Below are 23,376 nucleotides of genomic sequence, written 5' to 3' on the forward strand. Positions count from 1 at the left end.
GCTCGGCGGGTGGTGGGTGGTGGGTGCTGGCGCTCGGTGGCCTAAGCGAGGACGCGCAGCTTGGAGCCCGAGCGGCCGAAGAGGGCGGCGTCGGCGGAGATCCTGCCGGCGCCCGCCAGTGCGAGGGCCAGAGCGGCCCCGGCGAAGAGCAGCACCAGTTCGTATCCGCCGTTGCCAACAAAAACGCCGGCCGGTGCGTGCACCAGGAACAGGGCACCCAGCATGTTGACTGCCAGGAGGGCGGCGAAAACGCGGGTCAGGAAGCCGATGATCAGCGCAATGCCGCCCACCAGTTCAAGGGTTGCCACTACCGGGGCAACTGCGGAAGCGCCGGGCACGCCCATCTGGGCGAACGAGGCCTGCGTGCCGGCGATGGTGAATTCGTTGAACTTCTGCCAACCGTGCGCGGCGAAGAGAAATCCTGCGATAACGCGCAGGACGGTCAGGGCTGTGGTGGTCAAGCTGGACTTGTTCATGTCTTCAAGCCTCGCGGAGATTGGTTGAAGAGTCAACTAAAAGAGGCTTTTTATGACAAATGCCTCAGCCATCAGCCTTGAACCCGCGCCTCCTGCGCGGCTTCGCCTGAAGCCATGGCTGCAGCAGCCTGGTGGTGATGGGCAGGAAGATGTAGGTCATCAACGGCGTCAAAATCACAATGTTCAACAGCACCGCGAACACCAGTGGCCAGTCCTGGGTCAACGGGTGCAGAAGGAAATTGGCCAGCAGGCTCAGCGGGAAGAACGGCAGGAAAATGCTGACGGCTTGCTTCCAGCGCGGCGGCACCACAGTTTCGGGAACAACCACCGAGACATCCCCGGGCCGTGAGAACCAGCCCTCAATCCCCGTGTGCCGCTCCACCCGGGTGGTCTCCATCATGTCCCTGGCGCTATCGATCCACCAGCGGCGCTCCTCCGAGTCCTCCCATTGCTGCAGCGAATCGGCATCTGAGAAGCGGTACAGCATGTGCCATTCAGTGGAATCCACTCCATTGCGCACCCAGCCCGAGCCTAGGTATCCGGGCCATTCACGGGCGAGCTCCTGGCCGGCATGAGCCCAGGCATTGGCTTGCCTGGTGTACCCGGGGAGGATGGTGCGGGCGACGGAAACGGTGACGGGATGCTCATGTGACACGGCCCAAATGTACCCGGCCAGCGGCGGACTAGGCTTGTTTAGTGCCTCAAACCACAACCACACCCACCCGCTCCAACGCCCGCGAGATCCTGCGCCTGGCCGTCCCCGCTTTCGGCGCGCTCATAGCCGAGCCCCTGTTCCTTCTGGCTGACTCCGCCATTGTGGGGCACCTCGGCGTCGACCAGCTGGCTGGCGTTGGCCTCGCATCCACCATCCTGCACACTGCTGTGGGGCTGATGGTTTTTCTGGCCTATTCCACGACGCCGGCAGTGGCCCGGGCGATCGGCGACGGCAAGCTGGGGAAGGCTTTGGCGGCAGGGCGCGACGGCGTCTGGCTGGCTCTGCTGCTCGGATCAGCGCTCGCCGTGGTTGGTTTCGTGGCGGCCGAACCGTTGGTCGGTTTCATGGGAGCGACAGGGGAGGTGCAGCAATTCGCCGTCGATTATCTGCGATGGTCCATGCCTGGCCTGGCCGCGATGCTGCTGATCTTCGCGGGAACCGGCGTTCTTCGCGGCTTGCAGGACACCCGAACGCCGCTGATTGTGGCAACCGTGGGCTTCGCGGTGAACATCGCCCTCAACGTGTTTTTCGTCTACGGATTGAACATGTCCGTGGCGGGCTCCGCGATCGGCACGAGCATCGCGCAATGGGCCATGGCCGCCGTTTACCTGGTGATGGTGGGCCGGAATGCGCGCCAGCATGGGGTTTCCCTCAAGCCCGACTGGCACGGCATCCGAGCCATGACCAAGGTTGGTTCCTGGCTCATGCTCCGTACGCTGAGCCTCCGCCTGGCCATCCTGGCCACAGTCCTGGTGGTCACCGCACAAGGGGCGGTGAATCTGGCTGCGCACCAGCTGGCCATGACTATTTTCTCCTTCTTGGCCTTCGCCTTGGATGCGCTGGCGATCGCTGCGCAAGCACTGATCGGCAAAGAACTGGGTGCCAGGAACGCCCAACGCGTCCGCGAACTGACCCGCACCATGATCCGCTGGGGCCTCGGGTTCGGTGTGATCACAGGCCTGTTCTTGGCAATCGCAGCGCCGTGGGCCGGTTACCTGTTCACCTCAGACGCCGGCGTCCGGTCCGCCCTCACGGTCGCGCTTTGGGTCCTCGCCGTAGGACAACCGCTGGCAGGTTACGTCTTCGTCCTGGACGGAGTACTCATCGGCGCCGGCGATGCGCGCTACCTGGCGATTGCCGGCGTCGTAAATCTTGCCGTGTATTTGCCGTTACTGGTGGCGATCCATCAGCTAAAGCCCGACGGCGAGGCTGGGCTCCTGTGGTTGTGGGCCGCGTTTGCGCTGGGCTACATGCTGGCCCGCGGGGTGACTTTGGGGCTGCGCGCGCGGACGGATAAATGGATGGTGCTGGGTTCGCACTAAACTGGACGGGTGACTCTCCCAGCGACTCCTGCCCAGACTCCTTCTGCCACTGCGGCCGGACTCTGGAAACCTGTGCTGATCCGCGCCGCGGTTGCTCTGGTCTTCGGTGCCGTCACCATCTTCTGGGCTGTTCCGTCGGTGCACGTCCTGGCGTGGTCCGTGGGACTGTATCTGTTGGCCACCTCGGCGGCTGTGTGGATGTCCCGCGCTTTGCCTGTTGCTGTTGCTGTGGTTGTAGCGCTGGGAGGCGTCGGAGCTTTGGTCACGCAATCTGACGAGGGCGTTGCCGTCTCGGCCATGCTTGCGCTGCTGGTGCTGGGACTCCTTGAGGTTGTTCATGGCCTCCGGAAGCGGGATGTGCTGGCGCGCGACTGGCTCGTCTCCGGCGTCATCTCTGTGGGCACTGCAGTGCTGTTGCCGTTCTTCACATCGCTGGGCGCGCATGCGCTGTTGGGCGTGGCCGGCGGCGGGGCCATCATTTCAGGCGTGCTGTGGATTCTGTCCGGGTTGACACTGCGGCATGAGGCCAAAACCGCTGCCGCCGGACCGGCCCAACCTTCTGCTCCCGGCGCTTCGCCAGAGGCCGTAAACTAGTAGCTGGACGTTCTACTGGTTGTAGAACTTTTGCTGACCGGCGGAGACCAACCGCCATCATTGGAGGAATGACCGTGGCAGACCAGACACCAGGAGAACCGCGCAAGATGCGGACCTCGGTCAAGGGACCCCTCATGTTCTCCGCGTTCTTTGCAGTGCTGGCTTTTGTTGCCGTGCTGATCTTCGCATCCGGCGGCAGCGCAAAGGCCCCGCGGTTTGATCTCGCCTTCACAGGTGCGGGCATCGCGTTCATTGTGAGCCTCGTTGTGGCCGCCATGCTTTCCATGAGCCATAAGGAGAACGCCGATCACCTTGGCAAGGGTTCCGGCGTCAACCTCAGTTCCAAGCGTCCCAGCCACGGCGGGCCGGGCGCTCCGGACGACGGTCCTGAAACGCACGACGCCGGCCACTAGCCTTCAGGCGCTTCCTCCTTTTGGGTGGGGGAGCGCTTTTTTGTGGGCGCGCCGGGCTTCTGCACGGCTCGCGCCCGGCCTGTTCTTGCGGGGCTGGGTGACCACTACCATGAGGGCCGCGGTGCCAACGAGGGCCAACGCCCACCAAGGGAAACCCGGGTCCAATGCTTGGCTGGGCACTGTTTGCGCGGAACCAGTGGGTGGGGCGTCAACGCGTTCGCCGCGTACTAGAAGCCGGTGGCTGTTGACTCCCGTGGGCGTGCACGTCACCAGCGTGACGTAGTCCTTGTCCTGGACCTTACGGAGATCATCTGTTTCCTCCGGCAGCACGGTTTTGATCTGGTTCACTTTGTAATAGAACGACTCGCCGAGCACCGTTACAGAAAATACGTCGCCTTCGCGTACTTGGTTCAGGTCGTCGAAGAGAGTGGCGTTTACGAAGCCCGAATGGGCAGTCAGGACGCTGTGTGTGCCCGTTCCACCAACCGGCAGGCCTGAGCCGAACAAGTGCCCGGCGCCTTTGGAGAGCGTTTCTTCATCCGTGCCGTGGAATATGGGCAGGTCCGTGTGGATGGAGGGGATGCTGATGCGTCCCATCATGCCGCCCGGTCCGACGTCGAGCATCTTCTTGTAAGCGTCCGAACCGGCCCCGACCACGGTCTTCTCGCCGCTGTTGTTCAAGGAATACGGATCGCGAAGAGGACCGGAGGGCAGGTCCTTGTTGAACTGCCGGGCCCCATCCAGAAGGGCCTTCTGGGCGGACGGTGAAAGGTTCTCCACGCTGTCCACATAGCCGCTGATCTCCGTGGCATGTACCCGGTCCGAGAACCATGCGGCGGCGGTGGGATAGAGCATCACTCCCACGCCCAGAATTGCGACTACAACGATGATGATGCGTTGGGCGCTCCATGCGGTGCGGAACCTTCGCTTCGGCCGCTGTTTGGAGTCTTGGTGCTTTGACATGAGAGTCCTGGGGATTTGTGCTCCGGGGGAACAAAACGGGGAAGAGCGCGTGTTCGGCGTTCTTCCCCGCTTTGGTGTTCAGACTGCGAACCTTTGCAGGTTGGCAGTGACTAGCTGTTGGTGCTGCGGCGTGAACGGACGAACAGGAGTCCGGCTCCGGTCACCAGGAGTGCGCCGGCTGCGTACAGCAGACCGGTTCCCACGCCACCGGTGAGCGGCAACTCGAAGCCGCCGTTGGACGGGATGTTCTTGACCTCAACGTCAACACCTACCAAGGTGCTGGCGGAGTTGATCAGGAAGGAGATCGGCTCTGCGAGCAGTTCGTAGCCTTCCGGTGCCGTGGTTTCCACCAGGTAGTACGTGCGGAAATCGGCTGAACCGGGCAGGACTGCAGCGCCGTTGGCCCAGTCGGAGTAACGCAGGCCGGAGACGGTCAAGGTTCCATCGGCAGCTACGGTGAAGGTGCTCTGGCCGTTGAGGACAATAGCGTTGGTTCCAGCCAGTGCATCCGCCTGGTTGGCGTAGACCGAGAAGGAAGCGCCGGCAAGGGCTGCGCCGTTCTCATTGGTCTTCAGGAGGGTCATTTCGCCCCACTTGGTGACAACCGGGGGAGTGACAATGGGGCCGCCGGGCTGGCCGGGAAGGGTGTTGAAGCTGCCCAAGTTCGGGTAAACCAGTGCCTCGTTCTCGATTTCACCGATGGTGTTGACGGTGGTGTTTACAACAACCTGCACCTTGGTGGTGTTGTGGGCGGCCAGCACTGCGAGGCCAGCAGGGGTGAATACGACGGAGACCGTGTTGGTGGCAGCGTCAAATGCAACGGTGAAGTGAGTGCCTTCGGTGATGACCGTGCCGTCAACCAGCGTTGCGGTGGCATCAAGGTAGGTCAGCTTCGCATCCAGCTTGTCCACGATCTTGTAGCCGTCAATGACTGCTTCGTTGGGGATATCGCCGGTGATGGTGAAGTCGATCTGATCGCCAAGCTTGACGTCAGGGGCGTCCGTGACGGTCTTCTCTGCGCCCGTGATGGAGTTCTTGGGGTAGACGTGGACGTTGTAGAGCCAGTTGTCTTTGTTGTCAGGGTCAGTCAACGGCACTGAAACCAGGAACGGTGCGGAGGGCGTTACGCCTGCGGGGTAATTGGTTTCCGTTACCAGGTACAGGCCCACGGGCAGGTTGCCGAAAGTGGCAGTGCCGGCGGCGTCGGTGACCTGTGCCTGGCTGGTTCCCAAGGAGAATCCGGCACCGGTGATGGAACCTTCAGGATTGGCAGGAGTGAAGACACTGCTCAGGTTATGGGCAGCGTCCCAACCGGCATTCGTGGACAGATCGATGGCGTTGACCTGCTGAATGGTGAATTCGATGCCGGCCAGAGCGGTCAGCCCGGTGGTGTCCACGGCCGTGCCGTTGTTGGGCAGGCCGCTGGGAGTATCCGGGCGTTCGAACTTATGGACGGTAATGGAACCGATCTGGTCCGCGTCGACCAGCGGGGCGGCCGAAGCCGGGGCGGCGGTGAAGGACATTGCCAGAACCGCTCCGGCAATGGTGGTGGCGGCGGCCTTCCAAAGGCGCCCGGAGTTTTGATTACTCACTTTTTCCTCTTTCATGGGGTGGTGATGCGATGCTCGGAGTGAACATTTACTGGGGTTGGGTCTGCCGCTTTTGCTGCAGGCCGGGGAATGAAAGTTATGGGTGGTTACGGGTGCGCCGGGCGCTGTTGGCGGTAAGGACCATGGCCACCAGAAGCAGTGACGTTCCTGCGGCCGCAAACGGCCACCAGCCGGTGCCGCCGGATTCGGGCATCTTCAGCGCAGGCACATCGCGGACGGTGACAAGGAAGATGCCGTTTGCGTCGGTGTCGCTTGTTGTCACGACTCCGCCGCCGCTTCCCTGGCCGAGCGTCACGGCACCGTTGGGAGCCACGGTGAACTGCACGGCTTCGGCAAGCAGGTTGAAGCCATCCGGAGCTGCAGTCTCTTCGAGCCAGTACACGCCCGGCTGAATGCCCTCAAGTTGGAACTGGCCGGTTTGGGATGGGATGGGAGCCACCGTGAGGCTGGTGTTTGCTGCCCCAGGAGCTCCGGCCGCATCGTTGTGGATGGCCCAGGTAGAGCCAGCCATGGGAACCCATTCCTCGCCGGACGATTCACCAAGCTTTTCGATGAGGATCTTTGCCGGTGTCAGATGGGTTGTGGTGCACTCCGGTGCCAACGGTGCGGTGCTGGTTGCGCAGCGGACGGGTGTTACGCTGCCGGCGCCAGTGACAACGTTGACCAGTTGCGCACTCCAAGCGTCTGCCTTGACGGTGACCTTGTAGCTGAGCACGGCAGTCTGGCCGGCCGGAAGTGTGAACGGCTGGGTGGTCAGGGTGGTGGACGGAGCCACAGGATTGGCGACGGCGACCGGCGCCGCGGTGCCGACGGTCAGGACTGCGGATCCCGGAACGAACGTGCCCTGATCCAGGACATCGGCAAGGTTGTCAGTAAGGACAACGTTATTGATCTGGCCGCGGTTGCTGGTGGCGGTCACGGTGTAAGTGATGGTGTCGCCGGGTTTCACCCATTGGCCGTTCGAGGCCGTGCCGGCAACCGTAGCGGTCTTGGCGATGGTCCATTGCGGATCCACAGGGGTGTTTACGGTTGCGGAACAGCCAACCCCGGGCAGGGGCGGGCAGGCCGGATCCACAGTGGGAACCATGGTGGTTGATCCCGGAACCGGAACGATTCCACCACCGGGCATGTTGGGAACAGCCGTCTGCGTCGCGGGTGCGATGGTGGCCGTGTTGGTAATGGTTCCGGTGGTGCCCGGTGCAACAGTGCCCTTGACGGTGTACGTCAGGGTTCCGCCAACGTTGATTCTGACGGTGCCGGATATGCTGCCGGTGCCGCTCGGAGCGTTACAGGCTGTGGGTCCGGCCGGCGGAAGATTTGAGGTTCCTGCGACCGTGACGGCACAGGTCCATGTTGCACCGGTGACGGATGCGGGCAGCGGATCGGTGAACACTGAGTTGACAGCGTCGCTGGGTCCGTTGTTGTGGACTACAACCGTGTATGTGATCGGCTGGCCCGGAATGTAGGCGGTGATGTTGGCACTCTTGGTGATGGAGAGGTCCACTACCGGCCGGACGGTCAAAGGTGCCGTTCCCGGTGAGTAGAGACCCGTGATCGTGGGGAAGTTGTTGGTGCAGTTGGGAATCGCCGTGCCGTCGTTGGCCAGGCACCCGGAGTTGTTGTAAACGCCGGGGGTGTTGCTGGTGACGGTTACGGTGATGGTGCACGAGGCGCTGCCCTGTGCGAGGTTTCCGGTGACGTCCACCGTGCGGCCGGAGACAGTGCCCGCGGTGCGGACACATGTGCCACCCAGCGGACCAACTGCGGTGAGGCCAGTGGGGAGCGTGTCAACGAAGTGCCAGCCATTCTTGGCCATCAGATCGCTGGTGTTGGTGACTGTATAGGTCAGGGTGGTGTTCTGGCCCTGGAAGATGCTGGTGGGGCTGAAGGCTTTATCCAGCTGCGGCGTAACGTCCACCAATTGCGGAAGATCGAATCCGACGTCGTTTCCGCTGCCTGTCGCCGTCAGGTTCCTCACGCGGATGCCAAGCGTGGGTGTGGTGCCGGTAATGGGCACTTGGATGGCCGCGGACTGAAGCTTGGCTACGCTGAAGTTGGTGTTGTCAACCACGATCAGTTGACGGCTGGGGTCGGTGCAAGGATCCAAATTGGTTCCCACCACCGTGGGGACGCCATTTACCAGGATGGAGAATTCCTGGCTGGCGTGGTTGGAGAAGCAGTTTGTCTCGCCGAAGATTCCTGAGATTGCATAGTAGTGACCGGCAATGGTGGGAATGGTGTTCTTGGTGGTCTGCAGCTGCAGGCCTGCGGGTTGAACGCCGTTTGTGCTGTTGGTGTATTCACTAAGAATCTGGTTCTGGGCGGCCTGTGCGTCGGTCATGCCCTGGTACTTCCCCATGGCGAAGGCCATGTTGCCCAGGATGGTGAACGCAGTGTTCCGGCCGCATTGATCATTGTTGGTGATAGTTCCGCCATTGAGGGGCACGGGGGAGCCTTGCCTGAGGATCCAGCCGTTGCATGCTTGGGCTCCGGGAAGCCAAGCGGCATCTGCCGTGTATTTTTCGGTCTGAGCCGCAGCACCACCTGTATACGAACCCAGCGGAATCGGTGCGGTGGCCGCGCTCTGGTTGGAGAAGTCTTCGCTGTAGATCAGGGTGCCAGGGTGAGTCACGCCGGGGGACCCCGGCAGGGCGACCGCTGGTGTAGGAGCCTTGACCACGCCGTAAGCGGTCATGCCCACCACTATGAGAAGCACGCACGCAATGAGCGTCAGCAGAGATCTGCCTTTGCCTTCACTCTGCCCGTCTGGATCGTGGGCACGTTTGTGCTCGAAATGCTTCCGCATGGAGTCCCTTTTCATCATTCCCTGACCGGATCAACCCTTCTGGGGAGGATTGCCCTTTTGCCGTTACTGAGGAGTAAGTGCGGTCAGCCCGGAAATCGTGATGCAGGACTTTATGTGACGCTGATCACATTGGAGCTTAGGGGTGGGGAAGTCGTGGTTTAGGGACTGGGAAGAGCTTGTATGCGGGGCCGGCTAGAACTGCTACGGTCCGTCGGAGGGGCGGTGACGCGTTGACCCGGAGAGACCTCAAAAGGAGCCAGCCTCCACGTCGGTATCACGGTATTACTCGCCCTCAGCGGCCTTTCTTGCCCGATACGCCGCGACATGGGCGCGATTGGCGCAATTGCCGGTGTCGCAATAGAGCTTGGAGCGGTTGCGGCTGAGGTCCAGGACGACGGCGTCGCAATCGTCCGCTGCGCACACGCGCATGCGGTCCATTTCCTTGCTTCGGATGACATCGATAATGGCCATGGCGGCTTCGGTGCCCATTCGGTCTGCCAGGGGTGCTTCGGGGGTTGTGGCGTGGAGGTGCCAGTCCCAGTGGTCATGCTTCACAAGCTGCGGGAGTGCTTTTGCATCGGCAAGCAGCTTGTTGACGGACTTCGCCGCGGTGTCCTCGTCGGCGCTCCATAGGGCCGCCAGCTCGCTACGCAAAATCTTGACGCTGTCCAACTCCGCTGGGGTGTTTACCCGCGAACCGGTGAATTCTTCGGCATCCAGAAAGGAGTTGAGGTCCTGCACGGTAGCCAGCGCTTCTTCACCGTTGGCGGCAGTGTTGATGAGATTGACGGTGCTGCGGAGGGCTACCTCGGTGTCAGGCGCAAAAAGCACTTTGACTCCTTACATGTTCCGGGAGTACTGTCATGACCATAAGCCCACTTTACTCCTGACAGGAGGCTGCTGTGTCAGCTCCAACGACGAAGGCTGATGCAAAGAGTTTCCTGGCATCAGGACTCGGCATCGCACTTTTTTCCTCGGCTGTTTTCGGCACGTCCGGCTCGTTCGCCAAATCGATGCTTGAGACCGGCTGGTCACCCGGCGCCGCAGTTGCCGTGCGCCTCACCGGTGCCGCACTGATACTGGTGATTCCCGCCGTCGTGGTCCTGCGTGGCCGCTGGCACCAACTCAAGGACAACTGGCTCACCATCCTGCTTTTCGGGCTAATAGGAGTGGCAGGCTGCCAGCTTTTCTACTTCAATGCCGTGGCCCGTTTGTCCGTGGGCGTAGCTCTTCTGCTCGAATACCTGGCCCCGGTAATGATTGTGCTGTGGCTCTGGATTGCCAGCCGACGCCGGCCCCGCGCACTCACTGCGGCCGGCGCCCTGTTGTCCCTGGGCGGCCTGGTTCTGGTTCTTGATCTGACCGGTGCCGTGAAGGTGGACTTTGTTGGCGTCCTCTGGGGCATGGCCGCTGCCGTGTGCCTGGTGATCTACTTCTTCATCACCGCGAAGGAGAACGACACTCTCCCGCCCTTGGTGCTCGCCTCAGGCGGTCTCCTGGTGGGCGCGCTGGTCATATGGCTCGTGGGCCTGCTGGGCCTGCTGCCCATGACGTTCAGCACCGCAGACACAACGCTCGGACCGTGGACCACCCCGTGGTGGGTCTCCGCCGTCGGGCTCATCATCCTGGCCACAGTCCTGGCGTACGTTACCGGCATCATGGCTGCCCGCAGCCTCGGCTCCAAGGTTGCCTCATTCGTGTCCTTGACCGAAGTGCTTTTCGCCGTGATCTGGGCGTGGCTGCTCTTGGGTGAACTCCCGGGGCCGATTCAACTGCTGGGCGGTCTCCTCATTGTGGGCGGCGTAGTCCTGGTTCGCGTCGATGAGCTGCGGGGAGATCGCAGGGCAGCCCGTGCCACCCAGGAAGCTGCCCGCGCTTTGGACCATCCGAATGACGTTGAACCCGTCCCGTCCGGCCCGGCAACCAAGCTTCCGGGCAACTAGCGCCGGAGTAACCAAGCCGCTGTAGCCGCGCTGCTCCAGCCCGCTGTTCCGGGGTTGCAACAGGCGGCTGCTCCAGCCTGCTGCCGCCGCTGCAACAGGCCGCTGCTCCGGGGCTTGTTCGAAATACTCCCTAATCAACGGCTGCGAAGGCGAACAACACCGGGTTCCAACTGCCCCTAAACAGCGAAAACCCCGGACGCTTCTGCGTCCGGGGTTTTCCCAACTGTCTTAGTTGGAGGCCTGCTGCTGCTGCTCAGCGTTCTTCTGAGCGCGATCGCCGGCTTCGCGAAGTGCATCGGCAACCTTCTTCAGGTTCGAAGCGTGCTGGCTGTCCCATTCGCCGCGGAACTTGTCAGCGTCCGGGCCCTTCCAGTCGGTGCCGTCAAGTGCACCCTTGAGCTGTGAACGCTGCTGCTCGATGTTCTCAGCACCAGCCTTCAGCTTGTTACCGAGCTGACGAAGCTGATCAACATCTGCACCCCAAATAGCCATGAGATTCTCCTTCATTGTTCGGACCCGAGCTCTTCGGCATCCCCAGCGGCCTCCGGCTCATCCGGAAGATCCAATAGCTAAAACCTATCCCGGGAATCCAAAAAGCGTCGATGGGCACCCCTCCCCATGTAGCACTGCCCATAGTTAGCATGGGGTTATGTGCCGCAACATCAGGACCCTGCATAACTTTGAACCGCACGCCACGAGCGCCGAAGTGGAGGCCGCTGCCCTGCAATATGTGCGAAAAATCAGTGGATCCACCAAGCCATCCAAGGCCAACGAAGAAGCCTTCGCGGAGGCTGTCCACGAGATCGCGCATATTACGCAGCATCTCCTTGACTCCTTGGTGAGCCATGCCCCGGCGAAGAACCGCGACGAGGAAGCCGCCAAAGCGAAAGCCCGGGCCGCGGTCCGGTTCGGGGCTGCTTAGCCTCAGCGGTCCGGCACCAGGCGTCAGACGTAAGGCGTCAGGCGTCAGCGCTCAGGCATTAGGCCGAGAGCTGTCGGCAGAAAGCAATAGCGGGTGCTCTGAGGCTTCAGAACACCCGCAACTGCCAGTTAGCCGGTTCTACTTCCCGAACGAGCGCAACCTCAGCGAGTTGGCAACCACCAGCACCGAGCTTGCTGCCATTGCTGCGCCGGCGATCATGGGATTCAGGAATCCAAGCGCTGCCACCGGGATGCCAATGGCATTGTAGAAGAAGGCCCAGAACAAGTTGGTCTTGATGGTGGACAATGTCCTGCGCGACAGTTCAATCGCCTGCACCAGCTGACCCAGATCACTGCCCATCACGGTAAGGTCCGAAGCCTCAATAGCAACATCAGTTCCCGAACCCATCGCTATACCAAGGTCCGACTGGGCCAAAGCTGCGGCATCGTTCACGCCGTCGCCGGCCATGGCAACCGTGGCTCCCGAAGCCTGAAGCTTCCGAACTGCCTCCACTTTCCCCTCCGGCAGGACACCGGCGAAAACATCCTCCGGCGAAATTCCGACGGCGGCAGCCACTTGGGCGGCTACTGCGGCATTGTCTCCGGTCAGCAGGATGGGTCGGATTCCCAGATCCTTCAACTTTTGGATTGCCGCTGCTGAGCCCGGTTTGATGGTGTCGCTCAGGCTCACGATCCCTGCAGCTTGGCCGTCCACCGCAACCCAGATGGCTGTTGCGCCAGCGTTTTCCTCTGCCGCAAGAGCTTCCCGTTGGTTTGAATCCAGTGGGATGCCGTTCTCCTCCAGCCAACCGGACCGCCCGACGACCACAGTCCTGAAGGTGCCATCAAGCGAAACCGTTCCCTTCACGCCGCCGCCCGGAGCGGAACTGAAGTTGTCAACACCAGCTAGGGTCCCGGCGTCGGGCATGGCCTCTTGCGCGGCAGCCGCTATGGCGTGCGCGATGGGATGCTCAGAAGCCGATTCAACAGCGCCCGCCAAGGCGAGGACGGTTTCCGACGCGTAACCATTCAGGCCAAGGGTGTGATCCACAGCGAGCTTGCCGCTGGTGACCGTACCCGTCTTGTCCAGCAGGATGGTGTCCACGTGGCGGGTATCCTCAAGAACCTGCGGGCCTTTGATGAGGATGCCCAGTTGAGCCCCGCGGCCCGTCCCCGTCAACAAACCGACCGGAGTGGCCAGACCCAGGGCGCAGGGGCAGGCGATGACCAGAACGGCAACGGCTGCGGTGAAAGCCGCATTGAGGTCTCCGGAGAAGAAAAGCCACAGTACAAAAGTGACCAGGGCGATGACCAGCACAATCGGAACGAAGACAGAACTGATCCTGTCCGCGAGCCGCGCAATAGGCGCTTTTCCCGTCTGCGCCTGACTGACCAGCCGCCCCATCTGAGCGAGAGTCGTATCAGATCCCACCCGGGTGGCCCGGACCAGCAGGCGGCCCGAGGTGTTGATGGTAGCGCCCGTCACCAAGCTGCCCGGTCCAACCTCCACCGGCACCGATTCGCCCGTGACCAATGAAGCGTCGACGGCGGACGCCCCGTCCGTGACCAGGCCGTCGGTGGCGATCTTCTCACCAGGGCGGACCACAATGACGTCATCCACAAGGAGCTGATCCGCAGGGATCTTCTGCTCAACGCCGTCCACCAGGATGGTTGCATCCTTGGCACCAAGGTTCAACAGAGCCTTGAGCGCATTCCCGGCCTTGGCTTTGGCGTTTGCTTCAAGGTACCGGCCCAGAAGCAGGAAGGTTGTGACTACGGCTGCGACCTCGAAGTAAAGTCCACCGCCCATGCCCTCCATACCGGGATGCTCGGTCATGCGGGGATCGGCGAACAACTGCCACGCCGAATAGAGGTATGCCGCAATGACACCGATGGAGACGAGAGTGTCCATGGTGGAAGCGAAATGCCGGGCATTAACGGCAGCCGCCCTATGGAAAGGCCAAGCCGCCCAGCTCACCACCGGTAAGGCCAACGCGCCGGCAACCCATCCCCAGTTGGCGAACTGGAGGGCAGGGATCATGGAAATGGCGAACACCGGAATGGTGAGTAGCGCCGCAACGATCAGGCGCGGCCGCAGCGTTGAGGCTGCCGGGCCGTGGGCCATGTGATCAGAGTGCGGGTGCTCGGCGTGAGCGGCACCGCCGGTGCCATGCTCGGCATGCTCGGTCGTTCCTCCCTTAGACGCATGCTGCCGCACGGCACCGGCGGTGCCGCTCCCTGGGGCGTCGTGGCCACTCAGCTCCGTTCCGTGCGCAGAGGCGGCATGGCCTGTGGGAGTGTGGCCGTGGACTTCGTGAGTGGTGGGGATGTGTTCGTGGGCCGTGTGGGTTTGGGGGTGGGTCGGGCGGGTGTGGGGCGCCGGGGGGCGGCGGACGGTGGCTTTGTAACCTGTCGCATTGACGGTGTCCACAATTTGCTGGTCGGTCACGGTTGCCGGGACTGTGACGTGGGCAGATTCGAGGGGCAGGTTTACGCTGGCTTCCACACCTTCGAGTTTGCCCAGTTTTCGTTCCACTCGATTGACGCACGAGGCGCAGGTCATGCCCTCGATGTCCAGTTCGATCACCCTTTGTGCGGGTTGGTTGAAAGTCTCCTGGCTACTCAAGACGACTCCTAAGCTTCGTTGGCTACCACCAGGTAGCCGGCTTCTGCCACGGCCTCGCCAATTTCAGACGGCGAGAGCTCCTTGGTTGATGTGATGGTCACGGTGGACAGGCCGCCGGGATTGAGTTCTACTGCAACGTTTTCAACGCCGTTCAGAGATTCGAGTTCTTCGCTCACGCTGGAAACGCAGTGCCCGCAGGTCATGCCCGAAACGTTGACGTTGGTCTGGATGGTCTGGCTCATGGCTGTCTCCTTGGTGATGAGTTGGATGGTGTGGTGGTTGTTGGCGGAATTACCGCAGCAGGCGCCCGATGGCATCGGTGGCCTCCTTCACTTTGGCGTCGATCTGTTCGGCGCGGGCTTCGGGGTTGGGCTCGGAGGCGGCACCCACGACGCAGTGGCCGATGTGCTCCTCAACGAGTCCCAGGCTCACGGCATGGAGGGCCTTGGTGGCCGCGGCTATTTGGGTGAGGATGTCGATGCAGTATTTGTCATCCTCCACCATGCGGGCTATACCACGGACCTGCCCTTCGATCCGTTTCAGGCGCTTAAGGTACGCGTCCTTGTTGCTGGTGTACCCGTGGTGCGTCGCGCGCTCCAGGTCCACCTCGATGATGGGTGCATCCGGATGGCTCATGCTCAGGTCTGGCGTGCTCATGTTTTAGAACTTATACCCATAGGGGGTATGCGTCAAGTACCCCTAGGGGGTATTTAAGGGGCCGACAAAGTGGCAGCCAACTAGAGAACGAGGTAGCCGGTCAATGATCAAAGGACTAGACCAAAAAAGCGACTAGGTATAGACCAAAACGTTGGAAATTTGGATTCTTGTTTTGCAATGCAAACCTTTTGCCAAATGTGCTTCCGCCCCACACCCGGGCGTTCATAGTGTTTGGTCTCATAGCCGCGGAGGGGGAAGTCCCGCGGAAGCCACTTTCTCCATGGAGGACACTTGAAACTCGCACGCTCCGCCGCGGCCATAGCAATCGCAGCCCTCGCCTTGACCGCTTGCGCTCCACCCACCTCTAACAACGCAGCTTCCAGCTCGGACGAACAGACGGGCACTGTCCGCGTCTGGCTCTTCTCCGAGGTCAACCAGGATCCCAAGTCGGCAGTGGTCAAGGAAGCCGTTACTGAATTTGAAGCTGCACACAGCGGTGCCAAGATCGACGTGCAGTACATTCCCGTTGACAGCCGCGCCGAACGATTCAAGGCGGCCTTCAACGATCCTTCCAGCGCTCCGGATGTGGCCGAGTTCGGCAACACGGACCTCGCCAGCTATGTGGCATCCGGTGGCTTGGCTGACGTCACTGAGGACATCAAGTCCTGGGATGAAGGCAAGGACCTGGACGACAAGATTTTGGACACTACCGAGATCGACGGCAGGAACTACGGAGTGCCATGGTTCGTCGGCGTTCGTGCCCTGTACTACCGCACCGACCTCCTGCAGCAGCTCGGCCTTGAGGTCCCCAAGACCTTGGATGAGGTAGAAACAGTGGCCCGCGCTGTCCGTGCAGCGAACCCGGAGTTGCTGGGAATCTCCGTCGGTGGCGCCGCGCAGTTCTCCGCCATGCCGTACCTGTGGGCCAACGGTGGCGAGATCGCGACGAAGGAAGGCGACACGTTCGTTTCAGGGCTGGATTCCGCGGAGTCACGCGAAGGCGTAGCCGCCTACACGCGCCTCCTGAAAGATGACATCTGCCCGGCACAGACCTGCGCGGAGTTCGGCGGCAACGCCAGCGTCCAGCAGTTCATCGCGGGTAAGTCGGCCATGACCATCGGCGGCGACTTCAACTACAAGGCTGTGGCAGCCAGCGCTATCAAGGACAAGTTCGCTGTGGTTCCGGTTCCCGGTAAGACCGCTGGTTCCATTGCTCCGGCTTTCGCTGGCGGCAATAACCTGGGCGTGTTCAATAGCAGCGAACACCGCACCCTCGCCGCTGACTTCGTGAAGCTCCTGGCCAGCAAGAAGTATCAGCAGAAGATGTTCGATTCCATGGGCAACCTCCCTACTTTCAGCGACGTCCAGAAGTCCGTTGCGGAGAACAACAAGCAGGTTGAACCGTTCATCGACACCCTCGGCGCCGGCACCAAGTTTGTCCCGGTCACGGAAAACTGGTCCACCATTGACGCCCAAGGTGTCTTCACGGGCTTGTACCAGAAGGTGGTCACGGGCAAGGCTGACGTCAACGCCGCAACCACCGAGGCCGCAACGGCAATGAACACGGCATTCGGGTCCAAGTAATGCACTGCGCCCCTTCACAAAGTCCAACAACCAAAGGCGCATCATGACAGCGCTCACCCCCGTCCTGCCCGAGGCGCCTCAGGGCGGCGCGCCAAGCAAAGATTCGACGGCGGCACGCAAGTCCTCGCGTTTCTCCAACGGAAAGCGCGGACTGGAGCCCTGGCTCTACCTTGCCCCGGCTTTCATCGTCCTCATCGCGCTGCTCGGGTACCCAATCTTCCAGCTGATCAACGTCTCCCTCTACGATTACCGTCAAGCGCAGGTCAGCGGCAAAGCACCCCTGAACTTCGTGGGCTTGGAGAACTACCAGAAGCTATTCGCTGATCCGCAGTTCTGGACCGTCCTGGGCAACACGGTGGTGTTTGCCACCGCCTGCGTCGTCTTCACGTTGCTGGTGGGTAGTTCGCTGGCAGTGCTTGCCACCAGGCTGCGTCCATGGGTCCGATCGATGCTGTTCGTCGTCTCCCTCGGCGCATGGGCCACCCCGGCAGTCACGGGCAGTGCGGTATGGCTGTTCCTGTTTGAGCCCACCTTGGGCTTGGTCAACAAGTCCTTGGTGGCAATCGGACTAACGCAGTTTGAGGGCTACTCCTGGACCTATGACAAATGGTCGGCTTTCGGGCTCGTCGCCAGCGAAGTGGTGTGGTGCTCGTTCCCGTTCGTCCTGGTGACCGTGTACGCAGGTATTCAGGCCATCCCCACGGAGGTCATTGAGGCTGCGCGGATTGATGGTGCGTCCATGCCCCGCATCGCCCGCAGCATCATGCTCCCGATGCTCAGGCCAATCGTGATCGTGGTGACCATCCAGTCGATCATCTGGAACTTCAAGATCTTCTCGCAGATCTACATCATGACCAACGGCGGCGGCATCGCGGGGCAGAACCTGGTGCTGAACGTCTACGGATATCAGCAAGCGTTCGCGGCGAGCCTTTACGGCCTGGGTTCCGCGCTCGGCGTGATCATGACTGCCCTGCTAATGATCATCACGCTGGTCTACCTCCGGATCCTTAAGAGAACAGGCGAAGCCCTATGACCGCCGTCGACGTTTCATCAGTGTCCCGCCGAAATACCAAGGTTGACGCCCCGCAAAAGCTACGAAAGCAGGGCAAACGACGCTTCGGCGCCGATGCCGCCGCCATTGTGATCGCGCTGATTGTTGCCTTCCCGCTGTTCTGGATGGTGCTGTCCGCGCTGAAACCCAAAACAGCGCTCGACGCCGGTGACGCGGCGCCGTACACGCTGGAACCGTCGCTGGACTCGTTCGGGCGCGTCCTGGGTGTGAACAACTTTGGGCAGTACTTCCTGAACAGCGTGATCGTGGCCTTGGTGGTGGTAGTCCTTTCCACCATCCTGGCGTTCCTCGCAGCTGTGGCCCTGACCCGCTACAACTTCAAGATGCGGACCAAGCTGTTGATCATCATCCTGGTTTCGCAGATGGTGCCCGTTGAAGCGCTGACAATTCCGCTGTTCTTCCTGCTCCGCAACGCCGGCGAGGCCATCCCGTTGGTGGGCCTGAACCAGTTGGGTTCGCTGGTGCTGGTGCATGTTGGTTTCAGCATTCCGTTCGCCATCTGGATGCTGCGTGGCTTCGTGGCCGCTGTTCCACTGGAAGTTGAAGAAGCCGCCCGCCTGGACGGTGCCAGCAGCTTCCGGTTTGTCCGTTCCATCCTGTTCCCGTTGGTGGCGCCGGGGGTGGTGGCGTGCTCGGTGTTCTCGTTCATTTCCACCTGGAATGACTTCCTGTTCGCCAAGACCTTCATCATCTCGGCTCAGGAGAACCAGACTCTGCCCATGGCATTGCTGACGTTCTTCAAGCCGGACCAAAACGATTGGGGAGCCATCATGGCCGGCTCGGTCATTATGACCATTCCTGTGCTGATCTTCTTCGTATCTGTCCAGCGCAAGCTCGTGTCCGGACTGGCAGGGGCGGTGAAAGGATGAGCGCAGCCCACCGGTTGGTGCCGCACCAGTTGGTCCCGGCGCCGTGGTCTTTCTCCGCGGGCTCCGGCGAGTTGGAGCTCGACGCCGACACCACTTTGGGTGCCGATCCCGAACTGCACGGCCCTCGTCGTTGGCTCGCGAGGGCCTTAGGGGCAGCGACTGGTTGGGATGTTGACCCTGCATCAGCCAGTGAAGCCGGCATCCGCCTCCTGTTTGACCCCACGTTAGGAGCCGAGGCATACAGCCTGGAGGTGAGTGACGCCGTCGTGATCTTTGCAGGCGGGGCTGCAGGCGCGTTTTATGGTGCCCAGACGCTTCTTCAGTTGATGGGACCAGCCGCGCTGCGTCAGGCTCCCGTCGCCGCAGATGCCTCTTGGTCTGTACCGCGGGTTTCTGTGGAGGACAAGCCGCGCTTCGGTTACCGCGGAACCATGCTGGACGTCGCACGGCACTTCATGCCCAAGGACAATGTGCTCCGCTTCATCGAAGTCATGGCCATGCACAAACTCAACGTCCTGCATCTGCACCTCACGGACGATCAGGGCTGGCGGATCCAGATCAACCGCTATCCCAAGCTGACCGAAATCGGTGCATGGCGCCGTGAATCCTCGCTGGGTTCGTGGCGGGCAGGGGTTTTCGACGGCCGCCCGCATGGAGGTTTCTACACACAAGATGATCTCCGCGAGATAGTGGCCTTCGCCGCGGACCGGCACATCACGGTCATCCCGGAGATCGACGTTCCGGGACATAGCCAGGCCGCCATCGCCGCGTATCCGGAGCTCGGCGCGGCCCCGGCCGGCAGTTCAGCACCTGTGGAGGTGTGGACGCGATGGGGTATCAACGAGACTGTCCTGGAGGTGTCCGAAACCTCGCTCGAGTTCTATCGGAACGTGTTGGACGAAGTAGTGGAGATCTTCCCCTCCCCGTGGATAAGTCTCGGCGGCGACGAAGTCCCGATGACCCAGTGGCAAGCCAGCCCGCATGCCCGGGCCACGGCCGTCGAACTGGGATTGGACGACGTTTCCGGCCTGCACAGCTGGTTCGTCGGACAACTGGCGCAGCATCTGAAGCATCACGGCCGCGCCACATCTGTGTGGGATGAAATCGGCGACGGCGGCCTGCCGGACGGAGCGTTGGTAGCGTCCTGGCGGGGATATGAGGGCGGCATCGATGCACTGAAAAAGGGGTACGACGTGGTGATGTGCCCCGAGCACAAGCTGTACCTCGACCATCGCCAAGCTGATGGTGACGGTGAACCCATTCCTGTGGGGTTCGTGACCACGCTGCAGGCTGTCTACGAATTCGAGCCGTTGCCGGGCGTTGACGCCGCGGAACTCCCCGGCCGTCTTCTCGGCGCACAGGCCAATATATGGAGCGAACACCTGGATTCACCCCGCCGCGTGCAGTTTGCGGCGTTTCCGCGCCTCAGCGCGATCTCCGAAGTGTTCTGGTCCAAGCCGGAGAGCCGGGACTACCATGAGTTCCTGACCCGTCTCACTGGGGCGCATCTTGCAAGGCTTGAGGCCATGGGCGTGGAATACCGCCCATTGGCCGGGCCTGCGCCGTGGCAGCAACGGCCGGGCGTGGAGGGTTGGAAACGGGACTATGACGCCGAGCAGCTCGTGAGGAACTGAGTGACTACTGAAGGCAAGGATGCCCGTAATTCCTCGGCATCGCTTCGCAAGGCGTTGGCTTTGTTGACCGTTGTTGCCGAGGAACCAGGAAACGGTGACGGGCTGGCGCTCGTGGAACTGGCCCGGCTTTCGGGCCTGAACAAGAGCACACTGCTGCGGTTGGCCGTACCCCTGCTGGAGGAAAACCTGCTGGAGCGTGACCACGAGACAGGCAGGTTCCGCCTGGGCCACGGCTGCCTGCGGCTGGGGCAGTCATACCTTGACCGCGTGGATCTGCGCAGTGTGGCCAACGGTGAACTTCGAACCCTCATGCGTGCCACGGAAAGCACGTGCCACTTGGTGGTGCTGTCCGGGCATGACGTGGTCTATCTGGACAAGGTGGAGGACGAGGCCACCGTCCGGATGGCGTCGAGGGTGGGTGCCACCATGCCTGCCTACTGCACTGCAGTGGGGAAAGCCATGCTCGCGTTCAGTCCTGAGGAAGTGGTGGGACCGATCCTTGCCGGAAACCTGGAGCCCCTCACGGAGAAGACCATTACGGATCCTGCCCTGCTCCGGGCAGACTTTGAAGCTATCCGGCGCCGCGGCTATTCCATTGATGACCGCGAGAATGAACCGGAAGTCCGTTGTGTTGCCGCCCCCATCTTCGGCCACGATGATCACGTGGTTGCCGCACTCTCTGTGTCCTCGTTGTCCTCCCGGATGACAGCCAAGCGTGTCCGGGAAGTGGGGCCCATGGCGGCTGAAACAAGCCTCCGGATCTCCGCCAAGCTGGGCTCACGGCGGGCAAGTGCCAAGCTGGCGAAGCTCGCATGAACATCAGTGCATCGGACTTCTTCCGAGCCAAGCTGCAGTGCGAAATCGACGTCATGGAGGTGGCTGAGTCCCGGTCCGGCTCCCTGGTTGTGGTGGACACGCGCCGCCAATCATCGTGGGACCATGGACATATTCCCGGAGCAGTACATATTCCAACGGCTCAAATACCCGCCCTCGCACTGGAACTAGTCCCACAGGGTTCCCAAGTTGTGGTCTATTCCTGGGGTCCGGGCTGCAACGGCAGCACATTCGCCGCGCTCGCCTTCGCAGAACTCGGATACTCGGTGAAGGAAATGATCGGTGGCATTGAGTACTGGATCAGAAACGGGCTCCCGGTGGAAACCGCTGCGGGGACTGTCCCCAGTACGCCGGATCCGTTGGTGACGGCACCAACATCGCACTAGGAAACCTGGGTGAAACGGGGAGAAATGGCCGTTTTCGTACTGATTCACGGGTGGGTCAACAGCGGACTGGCATTTGCCGTTACGTGACGCTGAGCCGTCCGGAGGCTAGGCGGGTTTGATGTACTCGGGGTCTATTTCGGCTGTTTTCGCCCGGACAATGTCCTGAGCGTCGGTGACGTTGGACGGTTCGGGAGCAGGCGAGAACAAGGCGACAGGCGGAGTGGCGGTACTGCAGTCCAGGTCCGGAAGAGTGACCACGCTGCTGATCCGTAGCTGCCCTGCGGCAAGGTGTTCCATCCGGAACATCACGCCGGAGGCACTAAGCTCATCCGGAACGTCACCTGTTTCGGATGCCCAACGTACCACGCAACCCCGCACCTCGGCGGTGCCGGCGGCCGGGCCGGGTTTGACCTCCATGGGGAGGAAGGGATCCGGTCCCGGGCGAATGTCCGGACGCCGTTTCTGCTGGACATCGTTCAGGGGGTGCCTGGAAAGACGAATCCGGAGGCCCAAGCTGGTGGTCTCCACCAACTCAGGCAACGTGAAGTCTGTGATGTTCTGTGCGACGGCCTGGGCCTCAAGGGACTTTCGGGCCGCGATGACCCATGGATCGGACTCGATGGCTGCGTCGGGCGCAGATCCTTGCCAGTTAACCGCAGGGTAGGAGGCGGGAGCGGGCTTCTTTTCCTCGCGGCAGGCTGAGAGCCCGCCGGTTACCGAAACCAGCAACAGCGAGGCTGCAATCGCTTTGAGATGCCGCGTCCGCAGAATTCGTGCAGCGCTCATGATCAACCCCTTGTTTGCGTTTTTTCGCCTATCGAATTTACCACGGGCGGTCAGGGGAGGGCCCGATCGGATACAGCGCATAGGCTTGGAGCATGCTGAACCTGGTCCTTGGACTTCTCTTTGCGGGGCTCTTCCTTGCCTCGTTCCAGTCGGACAGGCGCAGGCTCCGCAATGGCGTGTTCCTGTTGGTGGCGGCGTGGTTCCTCCTGCAGGCAGTGTTGGAGTTTCTCATTGACCTGAACCCGTGGTTCGAATGGCTGAACCTTGTGGTGTTGGTGGTTCCGGTGGTGAGCATCTTCGTCTTCGCGGGCTTCCTGATGGCCAACGGCGTCACCATGGTCCGCAGAGAAGGGCCGGGGATCACCAGCTTCCTGCCCATCGCCGTCGGTCTTGCAGTATTCCTCGCCCCGGTTATCGCGTTCCTATTCGTGCTGAGCGGCCAGCCGGTGTTGGCTGGCATCGCCGCTCTGGCGTTCTTCCTTTGCGCCTATCTGGGCTGCGCGTTTGTGGTGTTTCTGGGATACGCGTTGGTGTATTCACGGATGCGTTTCAGCCCCAACCCGGCGGCCGTCATTGTCCTGGGCTCCGGCCTGATCAATGGCAAGGTCCCGCCGTTGCTCGCCGCACGCCTGAACAAGGCTTTGGAAATTTACGACGGCGGCACTCCCGCCAAGCCGGTTTTGGTACCTTCCGGGGGCCAGGGCCCGGATGAACCCCGGCCCGAGTCCGCCGCCATGAAGGATTACTTGGTGGCGAAGGGGGCGGTTGCTACCGATGTGTTGGAGGAGAACAAGGCCACCACCACCCGGGAAAACCTTGCGTACTCCGTCGCATTGCTTGCCGACAAGGGCATTCATGGTCCGGTGTTGGTATGCACCAACAACTACCACGTACTGCGCGCAGCCCTCCTGTCCCGTCGCCAGAAAATCAACGCCGAGGTTGTGGGTGCTCCTACGGCCAGGTATTTCGTGCCAAGTGCCTTCCTCCGGGAGTTCGTGGCGGTGATGAGGGACAACCGCCTGACAAACATCATTCTCTGCCTGCCGATGTTCGGGGTTGCCCTGCTCATCACGGTGGCATTGATGAACTCCGCGGTGGTGTAGGACCTGTCTCTGGAAACAGCGGCCTAAAGCGTGGCGGTGGGGTCCGGACATCGTGTCCGGGT

Annotated in this window: 23 protein-coding genes; 12 read left to right on the plus strand and 11 right to left on the minus strand. The window is 61.7% G+C overall.

Features of this window, described 5'->3' with window-relative positions:
- Positions 1 to 41 precede the first annotated feature (41 nt).
- Together BACI9J_RS00005 and BACI9J_RS00010 are read right to left on the minus strand one after the other, a co-directional pair.
- Positions 42 to 476 carry a DoxX family protein gene (locus BACI9J_RS00005; protein WP_159731947.1) on the minus strand — a complete coding sequence of 145 codons (435 nt, stop codon included), beginning with the start codon at positions 474 to 476 and terminating at the stop codon, positions 42 to 44.
- A 64-nt stretch (positions 477 to 540) separates the two neighbouring features.
- Positions 541 to 1,131 carry an antibiotic biosynthesis monooxygenase gene (locus tag BACI9J_RS00010; protein WP_159731950.1) on the minus strand — a complete coding sequence of 197 codons (591 nt, stop codon included), beginning with the start codon at positions 1,129 to 1,131 and terminating at the stop codon, positions 541 to 543.
- A gap of 41 nt (positions 1,132 to 1,172) precedes the next feature.
- Here BACI9J_RS00010 and BACI9J_RS00015 point away from each other — a divergent pair, with 41 nt between their 5' ends.
- The 3 genes from BACI9J_RS00015 to BACI9J_RS00025 all read left to right on the plus strand — a co-directional run bounded on the left by BACI9J_RS00015 (position 1,173) and on the right by BACI9J_RS00025 (position 3,520).
- Complete coding sequence (locus BACI9J_RS00015; RefSeq protein WP_159731953.1) at positions 1,173 to 2,513, plus strand: MATE family efflux transporter; 1,341 nt, start codon at positions 1,173 to 1,175, stop codon at positions 2,511 to 2,513.
- 9 nt (positions 2,514 to 2,522) lie between these two features.
- Positions 2,523 to 3,107, plus strand: coding sequence for a hypothetical protein (locus tag BACI9J_RS00020; RefSeq protein ID WP_236558237.1), 585 nt, complete (start codon positions 2,523 to 2,525; stop codon positions 3,105 to 3,107).
- 68 nt (positions 3,108 to 3,175) lie between these two features.
- The gene (locus BACI9J_RS00025; RefSeq protein WP_159731956.1) at positions 3,176 to 3,520 is read left to right on the plus strand and encodes a hypothetical protein; all 345 of its coding nucleotides are present in this window, start codon (positions 3,176 to 3,178) and stop codon (positions 3,518 to 3,520) included.
- Between the two features lie 3 nt (positions 3,521 to 3,523).
- Here the strand turns inward: BACI9J_RS00025 and BACI9J_RS00030 are convergent, their stop codons facing one another.
- From BACI9J_RS00030 to BACI9J_RS00045, 4 genes are all read right to left on the minus strand, one after another.
- A complete protein-coding gene (locus tag BACI9J_RS00030; protein ID WP_159731959.1) occupies positions 3,524 to 4,483 on the minus strand; it encodes a class C sortase in 960 nt (319 codons plus the stop codon).
- A gap of 110 nt (positions 4,484 to 4,593) precedes the next feature.
- Positions 4,594 to 6,075, minus strand: a complete 1,482-nt coding sequence (locus tag BACI9J_RS00035; protein ID WP_159731962.1) for a SpaH/EbpB family LPXTG-anchored major pilin — start codon at positions 6,073 to 6,075, stop codon at positions 4,594 to 4,596.
- 94 nt (positions 6,076 to 6,169) lie between these two features.
- A complete protein-coding gene (locus tag BACI9J_RS00040; RefSeq protein WP_159731965.1) occupies positions 6,170 to 8,899 on the minus strand; it encodes a DUF7927 domain-containing protein in 2,730 nt (909 codons plus the stop codon).
- A 282-nt stretch (positions 8,900 to 9,181) separates the two neighbouring features.
- Positions 9,182 to 9,730 (minus strand): CGNR zinc finger domain-containing protein, encoded by a 549-nt coding sequence (locus tag BACI9J_RS00045; RefSeq protein WP_159731968.1) that lies wholly within the window; start codon positions 9,728 to 9,730, stop codon positions 9,182 to 9,184.
- 71 nt (positions 9,731 to 9,801) lie between these two features.
- Here BACI9J_RS00045 and BACI9J_RS00050 point away from each other — a divergent pair, with 71 nt between their 5' ends.
- Positions 9,802 to 10,842, plus strand: a complete 1,041-nt coding sequence (locus BACI9J_RS00050; RefSeq protein ID WP_159731970.1) for an EamA family transporter — start codon at positions 9,802 to 9,804, stop codon at positions 10,840 to 10,842.
- Between the two features lie 228 nt (positions 10,843 to 11,070).
- Here BACI9J_RS00050 and BACI9J_RS00055 read toward each other — a convergent pair whose 3' ends face one another.
- Complete coding sequence (locus BACI9J_RS00055) at positions 11,071 to 11,334, minus strand: WXG100 family type VII secretion target (protein ID WP_011776688.1); 264 nt, start codon at positions 11,332 to 11,334, stop codon at positions 11,071 to 11,073.
- 157 nt (positions 11,335 to 11,491) lie between these two features.
- On the opposite strand from BACI9J_RS00055, the gene BACI9J_RS00060 reads away from it, so the two are divergent.
- Positions 11,492 to 11,764 (plus strand): DUF2277 domain-containing protein, encoded by a 273-nt coding sequence (locus BACI9J_RS00060; protein WP_024818746.1) that lies wholly within the window; start codon positions 11,492 to 11,494, stop codon positions 11,762 to 11,764.
- A 138-nt stretch (positions 11,765 to 11,902) separates the two neighbouring features.
- Here the strand turns inward: BACI9J_RS00060 and BACI9J_RS00065 are convergent, their stop codons facing one another.
- Genes BACI9J_RS00065 through BACI9J_RS00075 form a run of 3 tightly spaced genes read right to left on the minus strand, consistent with a single transcriptional unit; the run spans position 11,903 to position 15,046 of the window.
- Positions 11,903 to 14,389 (minus strand): heavy metal translocating P-type ATPase, encoded by a 2,487-nt coding sequence (locus tag BACI9J_RS00065; protein ID WP_159731973.1) that lies wholly within the window; start codon positions 14,387 to 14,389, stop codon positions 11,903 to 11,905.
- 8 nt (positions 14,390 to 14,397) lie between these two features.
- Complete coding sequence (locus tag BACI9J_RS00070; protein WP_236558239.1) at positions 14,398 to 14,631, minus strand: heavy-metal-associated domain-containing protein; 234 nt, start codon at positions 14,629 to 14,631, stop codon at positions 14,398 to 14,400.
- A gap of 49 nt (positions 14,632 to 14,680) precedes the next feature.
- Positions 14,681 to 15,046, minus strand: coding sequence for a metal-sensitive transcriptional regulator (locus BACI9J_RS00075; RefSeq protein ID WP_159731995.1), 366 nt, complete (start codon positions 15,044 to 15,046; stop codon positions 14,681 to 14,683).
- 291 nt (positions 15,047 to 15,337) lie between these two features.
- On the opposite strand from BACI9J_RS00075, the gene BACI9J_RS00080 reads away from it, so the two are divergent.
- Genes BACI9J_RS00080 through BACI9J_RS00105 form a run of 6 tightly spaced genes read left to right on the plus strand, consistent with a single transcriptional unit; the run spans position 15,338 to position 21,425 of the window.
- Positions 15,338 to 16,630 (plus strand): extracellular solute-binding protein, encoded by a 1,293-nt coding sequence (locus tag BACI9J_RS00080; RefSeq protein WP_159731998.1) that lies wholly within the window; start codon positions 15,338 to 15,340, stop codon positions 16,628 to 16,630.
- Positions 16,631 to 16,673: 43 nt separating this feature from the next.
- On the plus strand, positions 16,674 to 17,663 hold the full coding sequence (locus tag BACI9J_RS00085; RefSeq protein ID WP_159732001.1) for a carbohydrate ABC transporter permease: 990 nt from the start codon (positions 16,674 to 16,676) through the stop codon (positions 17,661 to 17,663).
- The gene (locus BACI9J_RS00090) at positions 17,660 to 18,571 is read left to right on the plus strand and encodes a carbohydrate ABC transporter permease (protein WP_159732004.1); all 912 of its coding nucleotides are present in this window, start codon (positions 17,660 to 17,662) and stop codon (positions 18,569 to 18,571) included. Before BACI9J_RS00085 ends, BACI9J_RS00090 begins: the two co-directional genes overlap by 4 nt.
- On the plus strand, positions 18,568 to 20,205 hold the full coding sequence (locus tag BACI9J_RS00095) for a beta-N-acetylhexosaminidase (protein ID WP_159732007.1): 1,638 nt from the start codon (positions 18,568 to 18,570) through the stop codon (positions 20,203 to 20,205). Before BACI9J_RS00090 ends, BACI9J_RS00095 begins: the two co-directional genes overlap by 4 nt.
- Positions 20,206 to 21,021 (plus strand): IclR family transcriptional regulator, encoded by an 816-nt coding sequence (locus BACI9J_RS00100; protein WP_159732010.1) that lies wholly within the window; start codon positions 20,206 to 20,208, stop codon positions 21,019 to 21,021.
- Positions 21,018 to 21,425 carry a rhodanese-like domain-containing protein gene (locus tag BACI9J_RS00105; RefSeq protein ID WP_159732013.1) on the plus strand — a complete coding sequence of 136 codons (408 nt, stop codon included), beginning with the start codon at positions 21,018 to 21,020 and terminating at the stop codon, positions 21,423 to 21,425. Before BACI9J_RS00100 ends, BACI9J_RS00105 begins: the two co-directional genes overlap by 4 nt.
- A gap of 105 nt (positions 21,426 to 21,530) precedes the next feature.
- On the opposite strand, the gene BACI9J_RS00110 is transcribed toward BACI9J_RS00105, so the two are convergent.
- Complete coding sequence (locus BACI9J_RS00110) at positions 21,531 to 22,211, minus strand: hypothetical protein (protein WP_159732016.1); 681 nt, start codon at positions 22,209 to 22,211, stop codon at positions 21,531 to 21,533.
- A 92-nt stretch (positions 22,212 to 22,303) separates the two neighbouring features.
- Between BACI9J_RS00110 and BACI9J_RS00115 the strand changes: the two genes are divergently transcribed.
- Positions 22,304 to 23,314 carry a YdcF family protein gene (locus tag BACI9J_RS00115; RefSeq protein ID WP_159732019.1) on the plus strand — a complete coding sequence of 337 codons (1,011 nt, stop codon included), beginning with the start codon at positions 22,304 to 22,306 and terminating at the stop codon, positions 23,312 to 23,314.
- The last annotated feature ends 62 nt before the right edge of the window (positions 23,315 to 23,376 follow it).

This window comes from Arthrobacter sp. 9V (assembly GCF_902506065.1).
Taxonomy (GTDB): domain Bacteria; phylum Actinomycetota; class Actinomycetes; order Actinomycetales; family Micrococcaceae; genus Arthrobacter.

Excerpts from the sequence above, each read along its gene's own strand:
- BACI9J_RS00005 (WP_159731947.1), bottom strand. The coding sequence starts at position 476 with ATGAACAAGTCCAGCTTGACCACCACAGCCCTGACCGTCCTGCGCGTT.
- BACI9J_RS00025 (WP_159731956.1), top strand. The coding sequence starts at position 3,176 with ATGACCGTGGCAGACCAGACACCAGGAGAACCGCGCAAGATGCGGACC.
- BACI9J_RS00030 (WP_159731959.1), bottom strand. The coding sequence starts at position 4,483 with ATGTCAAAGCACCAAGACTCCAAACAGCGGCCGAAGCGAAGGTTCCGC.
- BACI9J_RS00040 (WP_159731965.1), bottom strand. The coding sequence starts at position 8,899 with ATGCGGAAGCATTTCGAGCACAAACGTGCCCACGATCCAGACGGGCAG.
- BACI9J_RS00055 (WP_011776688.1), bottom strand. The coding sequence starts at position 11,334 with ATGGCTATTTGGGGTGCAGATGTTGATCAGCTTCGTCAGCTCGGTAAC.
- BACI9J_RS00060 (WP_024818746.1), top strand. The coding sequence starts at position 11,492 with ATGTGCCGCAACATCAGGACCCTGCATAACTTTGAACCGCACGCCACG.
- BACI9J_RS00070 (WP_236558239.1), bottom strand. The coding sequence starts at position 14,631 with ATGAGCCAGACCATCCAGACCAACGTCAACGTTTCGGGCATGACCTGC.
- BACI9J_RS00075 (WP_159731995.1), bottom strand. The coding sequence starts at position 15,046 with ATGAGCACGCCAGACCTGAGCATGAGCCATCCGGATGCACCCATCATC.
- BACI9J_RS00085 (WP_159732001.1), top strand. The coding sequence starts at position 16,674 with ATGACAGCGCTCACCCCCGTCCTGCCCGAGGCGCCTCAGGGCGGCGCG.
- BACI9J_RS00090 (WP_159732004.1), top strand. The coding sequence starts at position 17,660 with ATGACCGCCGTCGACGTTTCATCAGTGTCCCGCCGAAATACCAAGGTT.
- BACI9J_RS00095 (WP_159732007.1), top strand. The coding sequence starts at position 18,568 with ATGAGCGCAGCCCACCGGTTGGTGCCGCACCAGTTGGTCCCGGCGCCG.
- BACI9J_RS00105 (WP_159732013.1), top strand. The coding sequence starts at position 21,018 with ATGAACATCAGTGCATCGGACTTCTTCCGAGCCAAGCTGCAGTGCGAA.
- BACI9J_RS00110 (WP_159732016.1), bottom strand. The coding sequence starts at position 22,211 with ATGAGCGCTGCACGAATTCTGCGGACGCGGCATCTCAAAGCGATTGCA.
- BACI9J_RS00115 (WP_159732019.1), top strand. The coding sequence starts at position 22,304 with ATGCTGAACCTGGTCCTTGGACTTCTCTTTGCGGGGCTCTTCCTTGCC.